The sequence below is a fragment of the Streptomyces sp. NPDC048191 genome, assembly GCF_040652655.1.
In the GTDB taxonomy this organism is placed as follows: domain Bacteria; phylum Actinomycetota; class Actinomycetes; order Streptomycetales; family Streptomycetaceae; genus Streptomyces.
Genome location: NZ_JBEZMO010000001.1, coordinates 548,768 through 563,709, shown reverse-complemented (window position 1 = coordinate 563,709; position 14,942 = coordinate 548,768). Strand labels below are relative to the sequence as shown.

General features: G+C 69.7%; 13 protein-coding genes, 1 tRNA gene and 1 pseudogene. 9 read left to right on the top strand and 6 right to left on the bottom strand.

Going from position 1 to position 14,942, the window contains the following annotated elements:
- The first annotated feature begins 17 nt into the window (after positions 1–17).
- Together AB0D93_RS02590 and AB0D93_RS02585 are read left to right on the top strand one after the other, a co-directional pair.
- Positions 18–995: an ArsA-related P-loop ATPase gene (locus AB0D93_RS02590; RefSeq protein WP_362111616.1), complete on the top strand. Its 978-nt coding sequence runs from the start codon at positions 18–20 to the stop codon at positions 993–995.
- A complete protein-coding gene (locus AB0D93_RS02585) occupies positions 992–2,347 on the top strand; it encodes an ArsA family ATPase (RefSeq protein WP_362111613.1) in 1,356 nt (451 codons plus the stop codon). The genes AB0D93_RS02590 and AB0D93_RS02585 overlap by 4 nt, the downstream gene beginning before the upstream one ends.
- A gap of 373 nt (positions 2,348–2,720) precedes the next feature.
- Here the strand turns inward: AB0D93_RS02585 and wblA are convergent, their stop codons facing one another.
- Positions 2,721–3,059, bottom strand: coding sequence for a transcriptional regulator WblA (gene wblA / locus AB0D93_RS02580; RefSeq protein WP_362111877.1), 339 nt, complete (start codon positions 3,057–3,059; stop codon positions 2,721–2,723).
- Positions 3,060–3,555: 496 nt separating this feature from the next.
- On the opposite strand from wblA, the gene AB0D93_RS02575 reads away from it, so the two are divergent.
- On the top strand, positions 3,556–5,877 hold the full coding sequence (locus AB0D93_RS02575) for a transglycosylase domain-containing protein (protein ID WP_362111610.1): 2,322 nt from the start codon (positions 3,556–3,558) through the stop codon (positions 5,875–5,877).
- 166 nt (positions 5,878–6,043) lie between these two features.
- Here the strand turns inward: AB0D93_RS02575 and AB0D93_RS02570 are convergent, their stop codons facing one another.
- Complete coding sequence (locus AB0D93_RS02570) at positions 6,044–6,511, bottom strand: GatB/YqeY domain-containing protein (protein ID WP_356938574.1); 468 nt, start codon at positions 6,509–6,511, stop codon at positions 6,044–6,046.
- 94 nt (positions 6,512–6,605) lie between these two features.
- On the opposite strand from AB0D93_RS02570, the gene AB0D93_RS02565 reads away from it, so the two are divergent.
- From AB0D93_RS02565 to AB0D93_RS02555, 3 genes are all read left to right on the top strand, one after another.
- Positions 6,606–7,532 (top strand): metallophosphoesterase, encoded by a 927-nt coding sequence (locus AB0D93_RS02565; RefSeq protein WP_362111606.1) that lies wholly within the window; start codon positions 6,606–6,608, stop codon positions 7,530–7,532.
- A 146-nt stretch (positions 7,533–7,678) separates the two neighbouring features.
- Positions 7,679–8,437 (top strand): Pr6Pr family membrane protein, encoded by a 759-nt coding sequence (locus AB0D93_RS02560; RefSeq protein WP_362111603.1) that lies wholly within the window; start codon positions 7,679–7,681, stop codon positions 8,435–8,437.
- 65 nt (positions 8,438–8,502) lie between these two features.
- Positions 8,503–8,576: transfer RNA gene (locus AB0D93_RS02555), tRNA-Pro, on the top strand.
- A gap of 117 nt (positions 8,577–8,693) precedes the next feature.
- Here AB0D93_RS02555 and AB0D93_RS02550 read toward each other — a convergent pair.
- Together AB0D93_RS02550 and AB0D93_RS02545 are read right to left on the bottom strand one after the other, a co-directional pair.
- Positions 8,694–9,152: pseudogene (locus tag AB0D93_RS02550) on the bottom strand (tyrosine-type recombinase/integrase); the annotation flags it as partial.
- A 161-nt stretch (positions 9,153–9,313) separates the two neighbouring features.
- Positions 9,314–10,579, bottom strand: a complete 1,266-nt coding sequence (locus tag AB0D93_RS02545; RefSeq protein ID WP_362111600.1) for an IS701 family transposase — start codon at positions 10,577–10,579, stop codon at positions 9,314–9,316.
- A gap of 619 nt (positions 10,580–11,198) precedes the next feature.
- On the opposite strand from AB0D93_RS02545, the gene AB0D93_RS02540 reads away from it, so the two are divergent.
- Positions 11,199–11,420, top strand: a complete 222-nt coding sequence (locus tag AB0D93_RS02540; protein ID WP_362111597.1) for a hypothetical protein — start codon at positions 11,199–11,201, stop codon at positions 11,418–11,420.
- A 313-nt stretch (positions 11,421–11,733) separates the two neighbouring features.
- Here AB0D93_RS02540 and AB0D93_RS02535 read toward each other — a convergent pair whose 3' ends face one another.
- Positions 11,734–12,009 carry a hypothetical protein gene (locus AB0D93_RS02535; RefSeq protein ID WP_362111595.1) on the bottom strand — a complete coding sequence of 92 codons (276 nt, stop codon included), beginning with the start codon at positions 12,007–12,009 and terminating at the stop codon, positions 11,734–11,736.
- Between the two features lie 553 nt (positions 12,010–12,562).
- On the opposite strand from AB0D93_RS02535, the gene AB0D93_RS02530 reads away from it, so the two are divergent.
- Complete coding sequence (locus AB0D93_RS02530) at positions 12,563–12,772, top strand: hypothetical protein (protein ID WP_362111592.1); 210 nt, start codon at positions 12,563–12,565, stop codon at positions 12,770–12,772.
- Between the two features lie 166 nt (positions 12,773–12,938).
- On the opposite strand, the gene AB0D93_RS02525 is transcribed toward AB0D93_RS02530, so the two are convergent.
- Positions 12,939–13,709, bottom strand: coding sequence for a calcium-binding protein (locus AB0D93_RS02525; RefSeq protein ID WP_362111589.1), 771 nt, complete (start codon positions 13,707–13,709; stop codon positions 12,939–12,941).
- A gap of 221 nt (positions 13,710–13,930) precedes the next feature.
- Here AB0D93_RS02525 and AB0D93_RS02520 point away from each other — a divergent pair, with 221 nt between their 5' ends.
- Positions 13,931–14,941, top strand: a complete 1,011-nt coding sequence (locus tag AB0D93_RS02520; protein ID WP_362111586.1) for a sigma-70 family RNA polymerase sigma factor — start codon at positions 13,931–13,933, stop codon at positions 14,939–14,941.
- The last annotated feature ends 1 nt before the right edge of the window (position 14,942 follow it).

Here is a 14,942-nt window from a genome sequence, read left to right as displayed (position 1 = left end):
TGGTTAGTCTCGAAGACGTGAGCAGGCTCCAGGTCGTCAGCGGCAAGGGCGGGACCGGAAAGACGACGGTCGCCGCCGCACTGGCGCTGGCCCTCGCGACCGAGGGGAAGCGGACGCTTCTCGTGGAGGTCGAGGGCCGGCAGGGCATCGCCCAGCTCTTCGAGACGGAGGCGTTGCCGTATGAGGAGCGGAAGATCGCGGTCGCCCCCGGCGGAGGCGAGGTGTACGCCCTCGCCATAGACGCCGAACTGGCCCTTCTGGACTACCTCCAGATGTTCTACAAGCTCGGTGGCGCGGGCCGGGCCCTGAAGAAGCTCGGCGCGATCGACTTCGCCACCACCATCGCGCCCGGCATCCGGGACGTCCTGCTGACCGGCAAGGCGTGCGAGGCCGTGCGCCGCAAGGACAAGAGCGGCCGGTTCGCGTACGACTACGTCGTGATGGACGCCCCGCCGACCGGCCGCATCACCCGGTTCCTCAATGTGAACGACGAGGTGGCGGGCCTGGCGAAGATCGGCCCGATACACAATCAGGCGCAGGCCGTGATGCGGGTGCTGAAGTCGCCGGAGACGGCCGTGCACCTGGTGACGCTGCTGGAGGAGATGCCGGTCCAGGAGACGGCCGACGGCATCGCGGAACTCCGCGCGGCCAGGCTGCCGGTGGGCCGCGTCATCGTGAACATGGTCCGGCCGCAGGTGTTGGACGAGACCGACCTGGAACTCGTACGAGGCGTGCGGCGTTCTTCGGTCGCGCAGGCGCTCTCGGCGGCCGGACTGGGCGGGGCCCGGCGCGGCGGGAACGCGGAGAAGCTGGTGGACCCGCTGCTGGCGCAGGCAGCGGAGTACGCCGAGCGGTACGCCCTGGAGCAGGAGCAGCGCGCTGTCCTCGGCGAGCTGGACCTGCCGCTGGGCGAGCTGCCGCTGCTCGCCGAGGGCATGGACCTGGCGGGCCTGTACGAACTCGCCACCGAGCTGCGGAAGCAGGGGTTGTCATGAGTGCGGACCCGGCCAAGGCGCCCGAGACGGCCGAGGGGCGGGAGAGGGCCCACGGCCTCTCCCCCGCGCGCGTGCTGGACGTCGACCCGCTGCTGGACGACCCGAACACCCGGATCGTGGTCTGCTGCGGCTCGGGCGGGGTCGGCAAGACGACGACCGCGGCGGCCCTCGGCCTCCGGGCGGCCGAGCGGGGCCGCAAGGTGGTCGTGCTGACCATCGACCCGGCCAGGCGGCTGGCCCAGTCGATGGGCATCGACTCCCTCGACAACGTCCCGCGCCGGGTCAAGGGCACCGACGGCGACGGCGAGCTGCACGCCATGATGCTCGACATGAAGCGCACCTTCGACGAGGTCGTGGAGGCGCACGCCGACCCGGAGCGGGCGGCCACGATCCTGGCCAACCCCTTCTACCAGTCGCTCTCGGCGGGCTTCGCGGGCACGCAGGAGTACATGGCGATGGAGAAACTGGGCCAGCTGCGCGCGAAGGACGAGTGGGACCTGATCGTCGTCGACACCCCGCCGTCCCGCTCCGCGCTGGACTTCCTGGACGCGCCCAAGCGGCTGGGCTCCTTCCTCGACGGCCGGCTCATCCGCCTGCTGACGGCGCCGGCCAAGCTGGGCGGACGCGCGGGCATGGCGTTCCTCAACGTCGGCATGTCGATGATGACCGGCACGCTGGGCAAGCTGCTGGGCGGTCAACTGCTCAAGGACGTCCAGACGTTCGTGGCCGCGATGGACACCACCTTCGGCGGGTTCCGTACGCGCGCGGACGCCACGTACAAGCTGCTCCAGGCGCCCGGTACGGCGTTCCTGGTGGTCGCGGCACCGGAGCGGGACGCGCTGCGCGAAGCGGCGTACTTCGTGGAGCGACTGGCCGCGGAGAAGATGCCGCTGGTGGGACTGGTGCTGAACCGGGTCCACGGCAGCGGCGCCGGCCGGCTGTCGGCGGAGCGGGCGCTCGCCGCCGCCGAAAATCTTGAGGACTCCCGCATTGTGGATCAGGGCGCCGGGAAAGCTGGACTTCGTAACTCTCCCGACCCATACGGCAGTTCGCGATCTCCCGCATCCGAGACCGCACCCGACGCCCCCGCTTCCGAGGAAGGCTCCCCCGCCGACACGGAACGCTCCGTCGACCGGCTCACCGCGGGCCTGCTGCGACTGCACGCCGATCGCATGCAGCTGCTCTCGCGCGAGCAGCGCACGCGTGACCGTTTCACCGCCCGTCATCCCGAGGTCGCGGTGGTCGACGTACCCGCCCTGCCCGGCGACGTCCACGACCTCGCGGGCCTGCGTGACATCGGCGCCCTCCTCGCGGCGGGCGCGGAGGAGCGCAGACGTACGGAGCTGCCGTAGCGCGGCCCGGCACCAAGTACGTGCGTGCGGTATGTGCGTGCGGTACGTGCGTGGGCGGCGCCTACGTGAGCAGGTGGCGGGTGCCCGTGCGCAGGCGACGCACGCCGACGTGCGGCCGACCGTCGCACGCGCGCGTGGGTGGCACACGCGCGAACGGCGTGAGAGACGCACGGCGTGCCTTCCACGGGCACAGCGGCGCCGTGGCTCCGTGACCGCGTGCCGCGAGGCCCGCCCTTTCCGCGAGCCGGGGCCGCGAGGCCGATCGTGGCTTCCCCAGGCGTAGGCCCGACCGCCGCTCCCCGCACCCCGTCGCTTGCCGTGCCCCGGGCATGCACCCACTCGGCTTCCCCGGGAATGTACCGGGGGAACGCCCTCAGCTCACGGCCGCGTAGTGCTCGTACACCTCATCGCTGTCGAGGGGCACGATGCCCGCGCCGCGCTCGTACTCCGAGCGCGCGGTCTCCAGCAGCCTGCGCCAGGAGGTCACGGTGGGCCGGCGGCGCAGCAGTGCGCGGCGCTCCCGCTCCGTCATGCCTCCCCACACGCCGAACTCGACGCGATTGTCCAGCGCATCGGCCAGGCACTCGGTGCGTACCGGACATCCGGTGCACACCGCCTTGGCCCTGTTCTGCGCTGCTCCCTGAACGAACAGTTCATCCGGATCGGTAGTGCGGCAGGCGGCCTGCGCACTCCAGTCGGTTACCCAGCCCATACCGGCGCCGTCCTCTCCCGAATCGAGGCTCCCCCACGGCGGCAGCGGCATATTCACCGCCGCCAGTTGAGGACGTTACGGAAGGTGGGCACAGCGCAACACCCCCTTCGGGCCCAATCTTGAATGGCCCGAACGGACTATGGGTAAGCGGCAGATCACCCGCGGGAGTGAGCTGGCGACATATGCAACCATCCCGGCAAACCGGGACAGCTGTGGTGCGCCGCAACGGGCGCCGAGTGACACATGAGGCGGATTCGGACACGTCCGCCCCGGAAGCCGGTCATGCACCCGCGCGAAAAAAGCGGGCTACGCCCGGAACGATTCGGGGTCGCCGGACGTATTGATACGTGACCGCACTGCTGTGACAGTTGAGAGCAGCTTAGGCCAAGGCCTGCGCGCGTGTCCGGCGATTGGGAAGGTAGGCGTCCCTGCGTTGCCGTGCCGTGATGCGGTCACCCTTTCGGAACGCCCATTGGTACGGATTAGGCTGCCCCTCATGGGAAAGAAGCGCTCGGGCGGTGGTCTGTCGCCGACGCAACAGGCCGCCAAGTTCCTCGGTGTCAGTGTGCTCGCCGGAGCCGTGATGGCGGGCATCGCGCTGCCCGCTGCCGGTGCACTGGGCCTCGCGGCCAAGGGCTCGGTGAAGAGCTTCGACGAGATCCCGGCCAACCTCAAGAGCCCACAGCTGAGTCAGCGCACGACGATCCTGGACAACCAGGGCAACCAGATCGCGGCCGTCTACTCGCGTGACCGTACGGTGGTGGACCTCAAGGACATCTCGCCGTACATGCAGAAGGCGATCGTCGCGATCGAGGACTCGCGCTTCTACCAGCACGGTGCGATCGACCTCAAGGGCGTGCTGCGCGCCCTGAACAAGAACGCCCAGGAAGGCGGTGTCGCCCAGGGCGCCTCCACGCTCACGCAGCAGCTGGTGAAGAACTACTTCATCGAGGAGGCCGGCGACGACCCGACGAAGGTCGCCGAGGCCACCCAGCAGACCCTTGGCCGCAAGATCAAGGAGCTGAAGTACGCGATCCAGATCGAGGAGAAGCTCGGCAAGAAGAAGATCCTCGAGAACTACCTGAACATCACCTTCTTCGGCGAGCAGGCCTACGGCGTCGAGGCCGCCGCCCAGCGCTACTTCTCCAAGCACGCCAAGGACCTGAACCTGCAGGAATCGGCGCTGCTGGCGGGCATCGTGCAGTCCCCGAGCCGCTACGACCCGGTCAACGACGAGGCGGAGGCCACCAAGCGCCGCAACACCGTCCTGCAGCGCATGGCGGAGGTCGGCGACATCTCGCAGCAGGAGGCCGACCAGGCCAAGGAGCAGCCGCTCGGACTGCACCCGAGCCAGCCCAAGAACGGCTGCATCACCGCCGTCAAGGGGGCCGGCTTCTTCTGCGACTACGTCCGCGACGTCGTCCTGAACGACCCGGTCTTCGGCAAGTCCAAGGAGGAGCGGGCGAAGCTGTGGAACCAGGGCGGTCTGACGATCCGTACGACGCTCGACCCGCAGGCGCAGGAATCGGTGCAGGCGTCCATCAGGAAGCACGTCTACAAGACCGACCCCGTGGCGACCGCCGCGACGATCGTCGAGCCCGGCACCGGCAAGATCCTCGCCATGGGCCAGTCCCGCCCGTACGGCTTCGGCAAGGACGAGACGCAGATCAACCTCTCCGTCAACGCGGACATGGGCGGCGGCGCGGGCTACCAGGGCGGTTCGACGTTCAAGCCGATCGTCGCGGCGGCCGCGGTCGAGGGCGGCAAGTCCCCGACGCAGCAGTACTCGTCGCCGTACGCGATGACGTATCCGAGCCCGGTGCAGGCGTGTGACGGCAAGGTCTGGCGCAACGACCCGCGCAAGCTCGAAAAGCTGACGAACGAGAACGAGTCCGAGCACGGCCCGATGGGCATGAAGGAGGCGACCGCCAAGTCGGTCAACACCTACTACGTGCAGCTGATCAGCGACATCGGCATCTGCCCCGTCACCGACATGGCGACGAAGATGGGTGTGCAGCGCGCGGACGGCCGCGCCATGGACCAGGCCCCGTCCATCGCGCTCGGCACCCAGGAGGTGTCCCCGCTGACGATGGCGAACGCGTACGCCACCTTCGCCTCGCGCGGCATGTACTGCACCCCGGTCGCCATAGACTCGATCACGCAGAAGACCGGCACCGAGGAGAAGTCCCTCCAGGTACCGAAGTCGGCCTGCACGCGCGCGATGTCGGAGAAGACCGCGGACACCATCAGCACGCTCCTGAAGGGCGTGGTCGAGGACGGTACGGGCCAGGAGGCCGGCCTCGGCGACCGCCCCAGCGCGGGCAAGACGGGTACGACGGACGAGCGCTTCGCGGCCTGGTTCGACGGCTACACCCCGAACATGGCGGGCGCGGTCTGGGTCGGCGACCCGGCGCACAAGCGCCACATGACCAACATCACCATCGGCGGCGTCTACAACGAGAAGGTCTACGGCGGCCAGGTCCCCGGCCCGATCTGGCGCGACATGATGACCGGCGCGCTGAGCGGCAAGCCCGTGGAGGACTTCCACCTGATCAACATCCCCGACGACAAGAAGAAGGGGGATGGTCAGGGAAAAGGCCGAGGGGGGAACAACGGGGGAAACAACGGGGCGGGCCCGGGCGGGATCGGCGGACTGATCGGCGGACTGACGGACGGGGGAGCGGCGGCGGGCAGCACCACGGGTGACGCGACCGGCGGCGCCTTCCCCACGCCGACCATCTCCCTCCCCGGCAACTTCGTCCAGGGGCAGGGGAACGGCGGAATCAACGGGAACGGAAACGGGGGCTGGCACGGCTAGGCCCTGGTCCCGGTGACGTGAGTACGGCGGCGGGCCGCACCCCTCGGTCGGGGGTGCGGCCCGCCGCCGTACCTGTGCCCGCGTTGGCCGCATCCGGCCCGGGCCAGCCTTGAAGCAGCCCGTTCAGTCCTGAAGCAGCCTGTTCTTCAGTCCTGCAGCAGCCTGTTCAGCCCTGAAGCAGCTTCTTCACCGCGGCGGCGACGCGGCCGCCCTCGGCCTGGCCGGCCACCTTCGGGTTCACGATCTTCATGACGGCACCCATGGCCCGCGGACCCTCGGCACCGGCCGCCTTCGCCTCTTCCACGGCCTGGGCGACGATCGCGTTCAGCTCGTCGTCGGACAGCTGCTTGGGCAGGTACTCGGCGAGCACCTCGCCCTCCGCCTTCTCCCGCTCGGCCTGCTCGGCGCGGCCACCCTGTGCGAAGGCATCGGCCGCCTCGCGGCGCTTCTTCGCCTCACGGGTGATCACCTTGAGGACCTCGTCGTCGGAGAGCTCCCGCTTCTCCTTGCCCGCGACCTCCTCCTTGGTGATCGCGGCGAGCGTCAGCCGGAGCGTCGAGGAGCGGAGCTCGTCACGCTCCTTGATCGCGGCGTTGAGGTCGTCGTGCAGCTTCGACTTGAGCGTGGTGGTCATGCGGTCGATTGTCTCAGGTGTGCCGACCTTGACGCCCGCTGATTTAGGGGACGGCCGGTCTCGTCGGTGTTCGCGGATCTGACACGATGGAAGTATGCGCGCGCGATACGGAGTACCCCTGGGAATCATGGCGGCGGGCGTCGCCGGCCTGACGTACGCGGCGGGCTTCGAGGTCCGCTCCTTCCGCCTCCGACGAGTGACGGTCCCGGTCCTCCCGCCGGGTATGCGCCCGCTGCGCCTGCTCCAGGTCTCCGACATCCACATGGTCAGCGGCCAGCGCAAGAAGCAGCGGTGGCTGCGGTCGCTGGCGGGCCTGCGCCCCGACCTCGTGATCAACACGGGCGACAACCTGTCGGACCCCGAGGGCGTCCCCGAGGTCATGGACGCCCTGGGCCCCCTGATGGAGTTCCCGGGCGCATACGTCTTCGGTTCCAACGACTACTACGGCCCCAAACTCCGCAACCCCGCCCGCTACTTGCTGGAGAAGACGAGCGGCCGCCACGGCCTGAACGGCAATCCGCCGGCGGTCGGCGCCGTCCACAACCCGTGGGAGGACCTGCGTGACGGTTTCGACGAGGCGGGCTGGCTGAACCTGACGAACACACGGGGTGTCCTGAAGGTCGAGGGCGTCTCGATCGAGCTGACGGGCCTGGACGACCCCCACATCAAGCGCGACCGCTACGCCCAGGTGGCAGGCGGCCCCTCCGGCACGTCCGACTTCTCCCTCGGCGTGGTCCACGCCCCCTACCTGCGTGTCCTGGACTCCTTCACGGCGGACGGCTACCCCCTGGTCCTGGCCGGCCACACCCATGGCGGCCAGTTGTGCATCCCCTTCTACGGCGCGCTGGTCACCAACTGCGACCTGGACACCGACCGGGTGAAGGGCCTGTCCACCCACACCGCGGAGGGCCGCACCTCCTACCTCCACGTCTCGGCGGGCTGCGGCACCAACCGCTACACCCCGGTCCGCTTCGCCTGCCCACCGGAGGCGACGCTGCTTACGTTGGTGGGGCGGGCGTGACCGATCCGGGGCGGTCGTGACCGAGGGGGCGTCATCCCCCGGGGGACGGGCGTAACGAGGTCAGCCGTGACCACCCAGGAGCCGGGCGTAACCCACCCGGGCCAACCCATATGGCCCCGTCCCTCCCCCGCTCCTAGCGTGAGGGCATGACCGCCCCGATACCCAGGGACATCCCGGACCTGCCCGCGGTCCCGGGCCCGCCCCTGCTGCTGCCCTCCCCGGTCCCGGCCACGGCAGTGGTGGCCCCGGTCCGCCGCCCCGTGGTCGCGCTCCTGCGCCTCCTGATCGCCCTGGCGGCGGCAGCCGGTGTGACCCTGGAGATCCTGCTGGGGACCCCCGCCCGCACCCTGAGCTACTTCGGCATCCAGGCCACCGCCCTGCTGGCCATCGTCATGCTCATGTCAGCATCGAGGGCCTGGCGGGCACGACGCCCCCTGCCGTCCGGCATGACAGGCGCCACACATCTCTACGTCGTGATCGCAGCGCTCGTCTACCACCTGATGCTGGCCCGCACGACGCCCCCGTTCTCCATGACCGGTGCGACGACGATCCCGGAGCGCTGGCACGGCTCCTGGGCCACGCTCCAGATCCTGCACACCCTGACGCCCACGGCGGCCGTGCTGGACTGGCTGCTGCTCACCCCCGCGGCCCGCCTGCACCTGCGCCAGACGGTCACCTGGCTCCTCTGCCCCCTGGCCTACCTGGCCTTCTACCTGATCCGAGCGGCCGTCCTCGCCCCCACGGACCCCACCCGCTACCTCTACCCCTTCCTGGACGTGGCCGCCCACGGCTACCGCAGCACCCTGGCCAACGCCCTCCTGCTGGGCCTCGCGATCTACGCCCTGGCCGTCCTCCTCGTGGCCGTGGACCACACCCGCCCGACCCCGGTCCGCCGCCGGGTCTAAACCGGATTTCGTCTACAGCCACCGGTGGGCTAAAGTAAACGTCGTCGCCGCGAGAGCAGCGACATCGGGGTGTAGCGCAGCTTGGCAGCGCGCTTCGTTCGGGACGAAGAGGTCGTGGGTTCAAATCCCGCCACCCCGACAGCCGAAACACCAGGTCAGGGCCGGTCTTCCTTCATGGGAAACCGGCCCTGACTCGTTCCACAGGAGCCCTGGGGAGTGAATGGGGAGTGGATCAAGGAAATCGACTCCCCGAACGTCACCCTTGGCGGGCTCTCAGCAGCGCATCGAGCGGGCGCACCGGTGACCGCGGATGCATGGCAGACCGTGTCGCCAACGCTTCTTCCCACTGCTCGGTCAGTTCGTCCATGAGCCGGTTCCTCATCCGCGCCGTGATGTGCGAGTAGCGGGCTTGCACCGAGCCATCCTCGTGTCCCATCCGTTCGTCCATGAGTTTGGGCGGGGTCCCGAGCTCCTCCATGACTGTCTTGTGGGAGTGCCGGAGCCCGTGCGGAGTGAGGCCTCGTGCGATCGGTAGCCAGCATGCGTCGGCACGGCCCGAGGCATTCCGGCCCCGCGCCGGCACTCCTGGCCAGGGGTGCGCCATGACGGGCACGGGGCGCGCCTCCTGCGGGGCCTTCTTCGGGTACCACCCCGTCGTGGCCGGATGGAACAGCCAGGTCGCGAAACCGGTACGGCGCCAGTGGGCGGCCGTCTCGCGCCACTATGGTTTGCTCTGCAGAGCGATACGACTTTTCCTGCTGCACCAAGCCCCGGCTCCGCTACGGGCGACGCTCCTGCCTCCGGCCCGCTCCGCCCGCGCTGCGCCGAGGCGCGCCCACATGTGGATAGGGCCGGTGGTCATGAGCCGATCACCACTTATCGCGGCCCCGGCCAGAACAGTGCCTCCGGCGGGGGATCGGCCGATCGCCGGTAGTGGCTGCTGCGTGCTCGCTGCTGATGGCGGCGCCGCCAGTCCGACCAGCCGAGCCGGTGGGCCGCGTCGTGGAGAGGCTGGATGACAAGGGTGATGAACAGGCGTTGGATCTCGTTGCAGGACAGCGGGATTAGACCGTTGGGGGTGGGCTGGCGGGCGTGTTCATCGGCGCGGACCACGGCCAGGAAGGCGTGGGCGAGCATCGCGAGGGTGACCCTGCGACTCCAGGAGGGGTAGCGGCGGACCTGGTGCTCATCGAGTACCGCCGGCCCCTTCTCGGTCTGGAAGGTCTCCTCCACCCGCCATCTGGATCCGGCGACCTTCACCAAATTGGTCAGCGGCACCGGCTCGGGTGAGTAGCAGCGGTAGTAGGCGAGTTCGCCGGTAGTGCGGTTGCGGCGGATCAGCAGCTGGCGCCGGCCCGACGCCGGCTCGGCGAGGTCGATGACGGCCCAGTCGTAGAACCGCTCTCCCTTCGCGCCGCGTCCGGCCGAGAGCTGCTGCCAGGCCCGCTTCGGCACCTTCTTCACCAGGGCATCGGCGCGGAAGGTGCCTGCACCGGTGGTTACTTCGGCTGAGCAGGCCGCCGCCAGGACGTAGCCGGTGCCGCGTGCCTCGAGAGCTGCCCGCAGTTTTGGGTTGCCGCCGTAGACCTCGTCACCGGTGACCCAGTCAACGCGGTGTCCGGCGTCCAGGAACCTTTCGATCATCGTGCGGGCCAGTTCTGGCTTGGTCGCGAAGGCGGTGTCCTCGCCGAGTCCGGCTGCCCGGCAGCGGTCGGGGTCGGCCGTCCAGGAGCGCGGGATGTACAGCTCGCGGTCCACTGCCGCGTGTCCCCGGGCGCCGGCGTAGACGAGGTAGACGGCGACCTGGGAGTTCTCGATCCGTCCGGCCGTGCCGGTGTACTGGCGCTGGACCCCGACGGTGTGGGTCCCCTTCTTCAGGTCGCCGGTCTCGTCGACGACCAGCACCGCGGCCTCGTCGTGGAGGTGCTCGACGACGTATTCGCGCACGTCATCGCGGACGGCATCGGCATCCCAGACGGCCCGGCACAGCAGATGCTGCATGCCATGCGGGCTGGCCTCCCCGGCCCACTCCGCAATCGACCAGCAGTTCTTGCGTGGCAGGTCCGACAGCAGGCCCAGTACCAACCGGCCAGCTCGCAGGCGGGGTTCGTACCGGGCGAACCGGCCCGCGATCCGGCTCATGGCCACCTCGAACGCCTCACGCCAACGGGCGGGATCTATGCTGTGGCCCGCGGCCACCGTCTCGTCGCTTGTCCACACAACTCACGATGATCATCGGTGGCCGCACCCGTCTCCGCACTGGCCCGACCAGCAGGATCACGATCTACAGCTGGAGTACTAAGTGGACCGTGCCTCAGGGGCGTCCTTGGGGAGTAAACGGGGAGTGGATCAAGAAAATGTGGCCGCAGGGTACCGACACCGATCAAGGCATACCAAGGTTCTGACCTGCGTGCATGCCCAACGATTCTGGTCAGCCATCTTCCCGCACCTTATTCGGGATGAAGAGGTCGTGGGTTCAAATCCCGCCACCCCGACAGCCAAGTAACACGCCAGAGGGCCCTCACCGAGTCGGTGAGGGCCCTCTGGCTTTGCTGCGTGTCCATCCGCGTGACGGCGTTCCTGAAAGGCCGGCAAGTCGGCGTGCGCTCGCTCTGCCGAGACGCTGTCCGACGCCCCACGTCACCGACCCCGCACCCGTCGCCACTGTCACCCGAATGGCGCAACATGACGTGCCACCCACATGGGTGAAGATCAAGCTGACTAGTGCCCCGAACGAGGCAATCCGTGAAAGGGGAACCACATGCGCATTCGACGAATCCTCGCCGCCGTCACCGCCGCGGCAGCCCTCGCCGGACTCGGCCTCACAGGCGCCGCCACCGCCATCGCCGCCAGCGCCACCGCACAGGGTGCGCCCTCCTACGTGACCCCCTCCGAGTGCAGGCAGGGCGGCGGAACGCCCGCGATCAATGAGGCGGGCAACTACTGCAAGGGCGGTACGAAGGACGGGGAGAAGATCGACTAGACCCCACAAGGCGCCCCGCAGCCACGCGCCGCGGGGCGTTCCCGCGCGAGCGTAGCCGGGAGAGTGGCAGGGAGAGTCGCAGGGACTGTGCCGAGCCGTCGGGCACAGTCCCGCCTGTCGGCTCCGCCGTGCTTCTCGACGACCCCCGGGACGACTCCGTCGTTCGGCCCATCAAGGGCACCGGCCGCAATGCTGAAGGGGGCCAAGCGGAGTCGCCACACCCTCGCGTTCCGGTACGCCTCCGGCTTCCCGCTCCTCTCAGGCGCCTTCGTCCGGCCTTCGGGACGGGCAAGTCCAAAGACGACGGCGCCCTCTAACGCGGTTCGTGGGCCGCCGCCCGGCAGGCACCGGTCGCGGCGCCGCCCGCCACTCCGGCCCCGGTCAGTCCGGTCACGCAACCCTGCAGGTCTCCCACCACGCCACGGCTGCAGGCCGCTGTGACGGCGTCGGAGGCGGTGGCACCGGCCAGTTCGGCCATCCGTGTGCAGGCGGGGATGTCCGCCCGGGCCGCGGGAGCGGCGAGGACCGCACCGCCGAGGGTGAGGGTCAGGCCGGTGAGGGCACCGGCGATACGGGTCGACGTGCGCATGGGACGCACCTGCCTTCCGGGTCGGTCGCGCGGTCCTGGTCCCGGCGGGCCGGATCCGCGCGGTAAGGCCGCCTGGCGCCGCCCGGTGAGTGGTGCCCAGCCGGCGGGCGCACCGACTGACGCACGATTCCGCGTCGAATCCATCGAGCCGCCCCGGGCCATGGTCGCCAGGCCGAAGGAGAGGACCCGGACCGGATGAGACGCACTCGGACCTCCACTCGCGGGCCCCTCACTCCAGCGTCGCATCCTCTTCCCCGCCCGTCCTGGGCACGCGGGGGGCGGCATCGCTGAGTAACCGCGATGGTGCGAAGCGCGGTCCCGCGGGGTGCCGGGCCGTCACCGCGGTGGCACTTCACGGCGAGCGCCGGTGGAAGGACGAGGTGTCGTCGGGGGCACGTTCGCCCGAGTTGCTCCGCCGCAGTTGCCCACCCTGGGACCGAGACAGACGACTCGCGTGCCTGCTCACCGTCACCCATTCTGAGAAATAGGCCGTCCCTGGCACAGCCCGGTCGTCCCGCAGCACCGAACCAGGGACACGCGAGAGGAGAACGCCATGCGCACACGACGGTTGCTCGGGCTCGCCCTCGCCACCGCGACCCTCGTCGGCATGAGTGCCGTCGGCGCCGCCACCGCTCGGGCAGCGACGTATCCGTCCATCTCGGCCGAACAGTGCACGGCCGAGGGCGGAACCGTCCATCAGGGCGGCCCCTACACCGGCCCCACGTGCAAGTTCCCCGACGGGCACTCGGAACTCATTACCTGAACGCGCCGCACCAGACGGTCGGCGGGCCGCACTCGCGTCCTGCGGGATCGCCGGTGGCGGCTGTCTACGACAGCAACGTCCGTACACCGAACCGGACTTGACCGCTTCGGGTTCGGATCCCGCCACCCGCCAGCCGAAGCACACAGACCGTGGGTGCGGCCCCTCGTCACCGCACGTCGACGAAGTCGCCCGTGGCCTTGGCGGCCGGCGTGGTGGTCGTGCCCGGGAAGTAGTAGCGCCAGTAGCCGTCGGTGGAGGCGGTGACCGTGGTCCTGGCGTTGCCGCTGCCGTCCGTGGTCACGGTCTTGACGGTGCTGTAGGTGCTGCTGCCGGCCTTGCGGAACTGCAGCTTGACCGACTGTCCGGTGTACCCGTGATACAGGTGGTCCTCCCAGTTCGCCCTGGTCAGCTTGCCCGTGACGGTGATCGTCCGGCCCTTTGCGACCGGCTCCGGCGAGGCGTTGACCGTGAGCTTGGAGTAGCGCTGCACGTGGAAGGTGCCGAGGTTCGTCCGCTTCGCCGAGTCGCCGTCCTTGGCCTTCGCGTACGCCCCGAAGTGCCAGGTGCCCGCGAAGGCGTTGTAGTGCAGGTCGTACTCGGGGACGACGGTGTACGTCGACGTGCAGGTGGCCGTGGTCCCCGACGTGCACGTGGTTTCGCTGGGCGAGTCCTGGGTCCAGAAGGCGTCGGGGTCGCTCCAGGTGCCGTGGTACAGGTACGTCTGCCCCGACGCTATGCCGGACGGGTCGGAGGCCGTGAACGTGACCTTGAAGGTCACCTTGTTCGTCGTGCCGACGGCGACGTCCTTGCCACCGTTCACCACCACGTTCGAGACATTGGTGTCGCCCACCACCGTGTCCGCGTGAGCGACCGGAACGGTGAGTGCGATGAGTGCCAGCGCGCCGGACGAAGCGGCACCGATGGCGAGTCTGCGCATGAGTTCCCTCAGGAAGAGAGGCCTGTCGCCCGGGTAGGCGTTCGGCGGGTGAAGGAACTGTAAGGGATGGCCTCGCTCTTTCGGACACCTGTTCCCGGGCACCGCTGCCCCGGCGTGACGACGGCGACGGACAGGGGCGGGCAGGCATCCCGCCCCCACGGCCGGGTACTCGTCGTCCTCTGGAAGCAGAGCCGAAGCGACAGGACTCGGAGGCGGGAACCATGTCCGGCCCGGCACGGTCCGCTGTGGCGGACCCGCGAGAGCATCGCCGTGCCGCCGCCCGCTCCGCACGCCCGCGCAGCCGGGTGCCGGAGACGGGCGACGACGCCGATCTACTCGGCCAGTATCTGAACCAGATCGCCGCGACCCCGTTGCTCGACGCCGACGGAGAGGTACGGCTGGCCCGCCGCATCGAGGCCGGTGTGCGGGCCGCCGGGGAACTGGAGCGCGGGGCGGGCGAGCCGTCACCGGACCGGCGCCGTGAGCTGGAGACGGCTGTACGGGACGGCGCGCGCGCCAAGGACCACATGATCCGGGCCAATCTGCGGCTCGTGGTGTCGATAGCCAAACGGCACGCCCACCGGGGGGCGCCCCTGCTCGACCTGATCCAGGAGGGCAACCTCGGACTGATTCGGGCCGTGGAGAAGTTCGACCACACCAAGGGCTTCAAGTTCTCCACCTACGCGACCTGGTGGATCCGGCAGGCGATCGAACGGGGCCTGGCCCAGCACGCCCGTACCGTACGGCTGCCGATGCACGTCGTGGAGCAGCTGCAGAAGCTCGCGAAGGTCGAACGGCAGCTGCAGTTGCGCCTCGACCACGAGCCGACGGACGGCGAGGTCGCCCGGGAGAGCGGGTTCGACGAGGAGCGGGTCGCGTGGCTGCGCCGGGTCGGGCGGCAGACACTGAGCCTGGACACACCGGTGGACGAGACCGGCGAGACCGTGGTCGGTGACCTCATCCCCGCCACCGACGTGCTCCAGGCTCCGCAGGTCGCCGAGTACCGGGCGCTCGCCGAGGAGCTCAGGGACGCCCTGGGCGTGCTCGCGCCCCGCGAGGCCTTGATCCTCAGCCTGCGCTACGGGCTGCACGACGGGCACGCGCGCACCTTGCAGCAGGTGGCCGACCAGGTGGGGCTGACCCGGGAGCGCGTGCGCCAGCTGGAGAAGCAGTCCCTCACCCGGCTGCGGGCGCCGGAGACCGGCGAGCGGCTGCTGGACTGGGCGAGCTGAT

What these genes read in the sequence shown, in the direction of transcription:
- AB0D93_RS02585 (WP_362111613.1), top strand. Translation starts at nt 992, where the DNA reads ATGAGTGCGGACCCGGCCAAGGCGCCCGAGACGGCCGAGGGGCGGGAG.
- wblA (WP_362111877.1), bottom strand. Translation starts at nt 3,059, where the DNA reads ATGGGCTGGGTAACCGACTGGAGTGCGCAGGCCGCCTGCCGCACTACC.
- AB0D93_RS02575 (WP_362111610.1), top strand. Translation starts at nt 3,556, where the DNA reads ATGGGAAAGAAGCGCTCGGGCGGTGGTCTGTCGCCGACGCAACAGGCC.
- AB0D93_RS02570 (WP_356938574.1), bottom strand. Translation starts at nt 6,511, where the DNA reads ATGACCACCACGCTCAAGTCGAAGCTGCACGACGACCTCAACGCCGCG.
- AB0D93_RS02565 (WP_362111606.1), top strand. Translation starts at nt 6,606, where the DNA reads ATGCGCGCGCGATACGGAGTACCCCTGGGAATCATGGCGGCGGGCGTC.
- AB0D93_RS02560 (WP_362111603.1), top strand. Translation starts at nt 7,679, where the DNA reads ATGACCGCCCCGATACCCAGGGACATCCCGGACCTGCCCGCGGTCCCG.
- AB0D93_RS02545 (WP_362111600.1), bottom strand. Translation starts at nt 10,579, where the DNA reads ATGAGCCGGATCGCGGGCCGGTTCGCCCGGTACGAACCCCGCCTGCGA.
- AB0D93_RS02540 (WP_362111597.1), top strand. Translation starts at nt 11,199, where the DNA reads ATGCGCATTCGACGAATCCTCGCCGCCGTCACCGCCGCGGCAGCCCTC.
- AB0D93_RS02535 (WP_362111595.1), bottom strand. Translation starts at nt 12,009, where the DNA reads ATGCGCACGTCGACCCGTATCGCCGGTGCCCTCACCGGCCTGACCCTC.
- AB0D93_RS02530 (WP_362111592.1), top strand. Translation starts at nt 12,563, where the DNA reads ATGCGCACACGACGGTTGCTCGGGCTCGCCCTCGCCACCGCGACCCTC.
- AB0D93_RS02525 (WP_362111589.1), bottom strand. Translation starts at nt 13,709, where the DNA reads ATGCGCAGACTCGCCATCGGTGCCGCTTCGTCCGGCGCGCTGGCACTC.
- AB0D93_RS02520 (WP_362111586.1), top strand. Translation starts at nt 13,931, where the DNA reads ATGTCCGGCCCGGCACGGTCCGCTGTGGCGGACCCGCGAGAGCATCGC.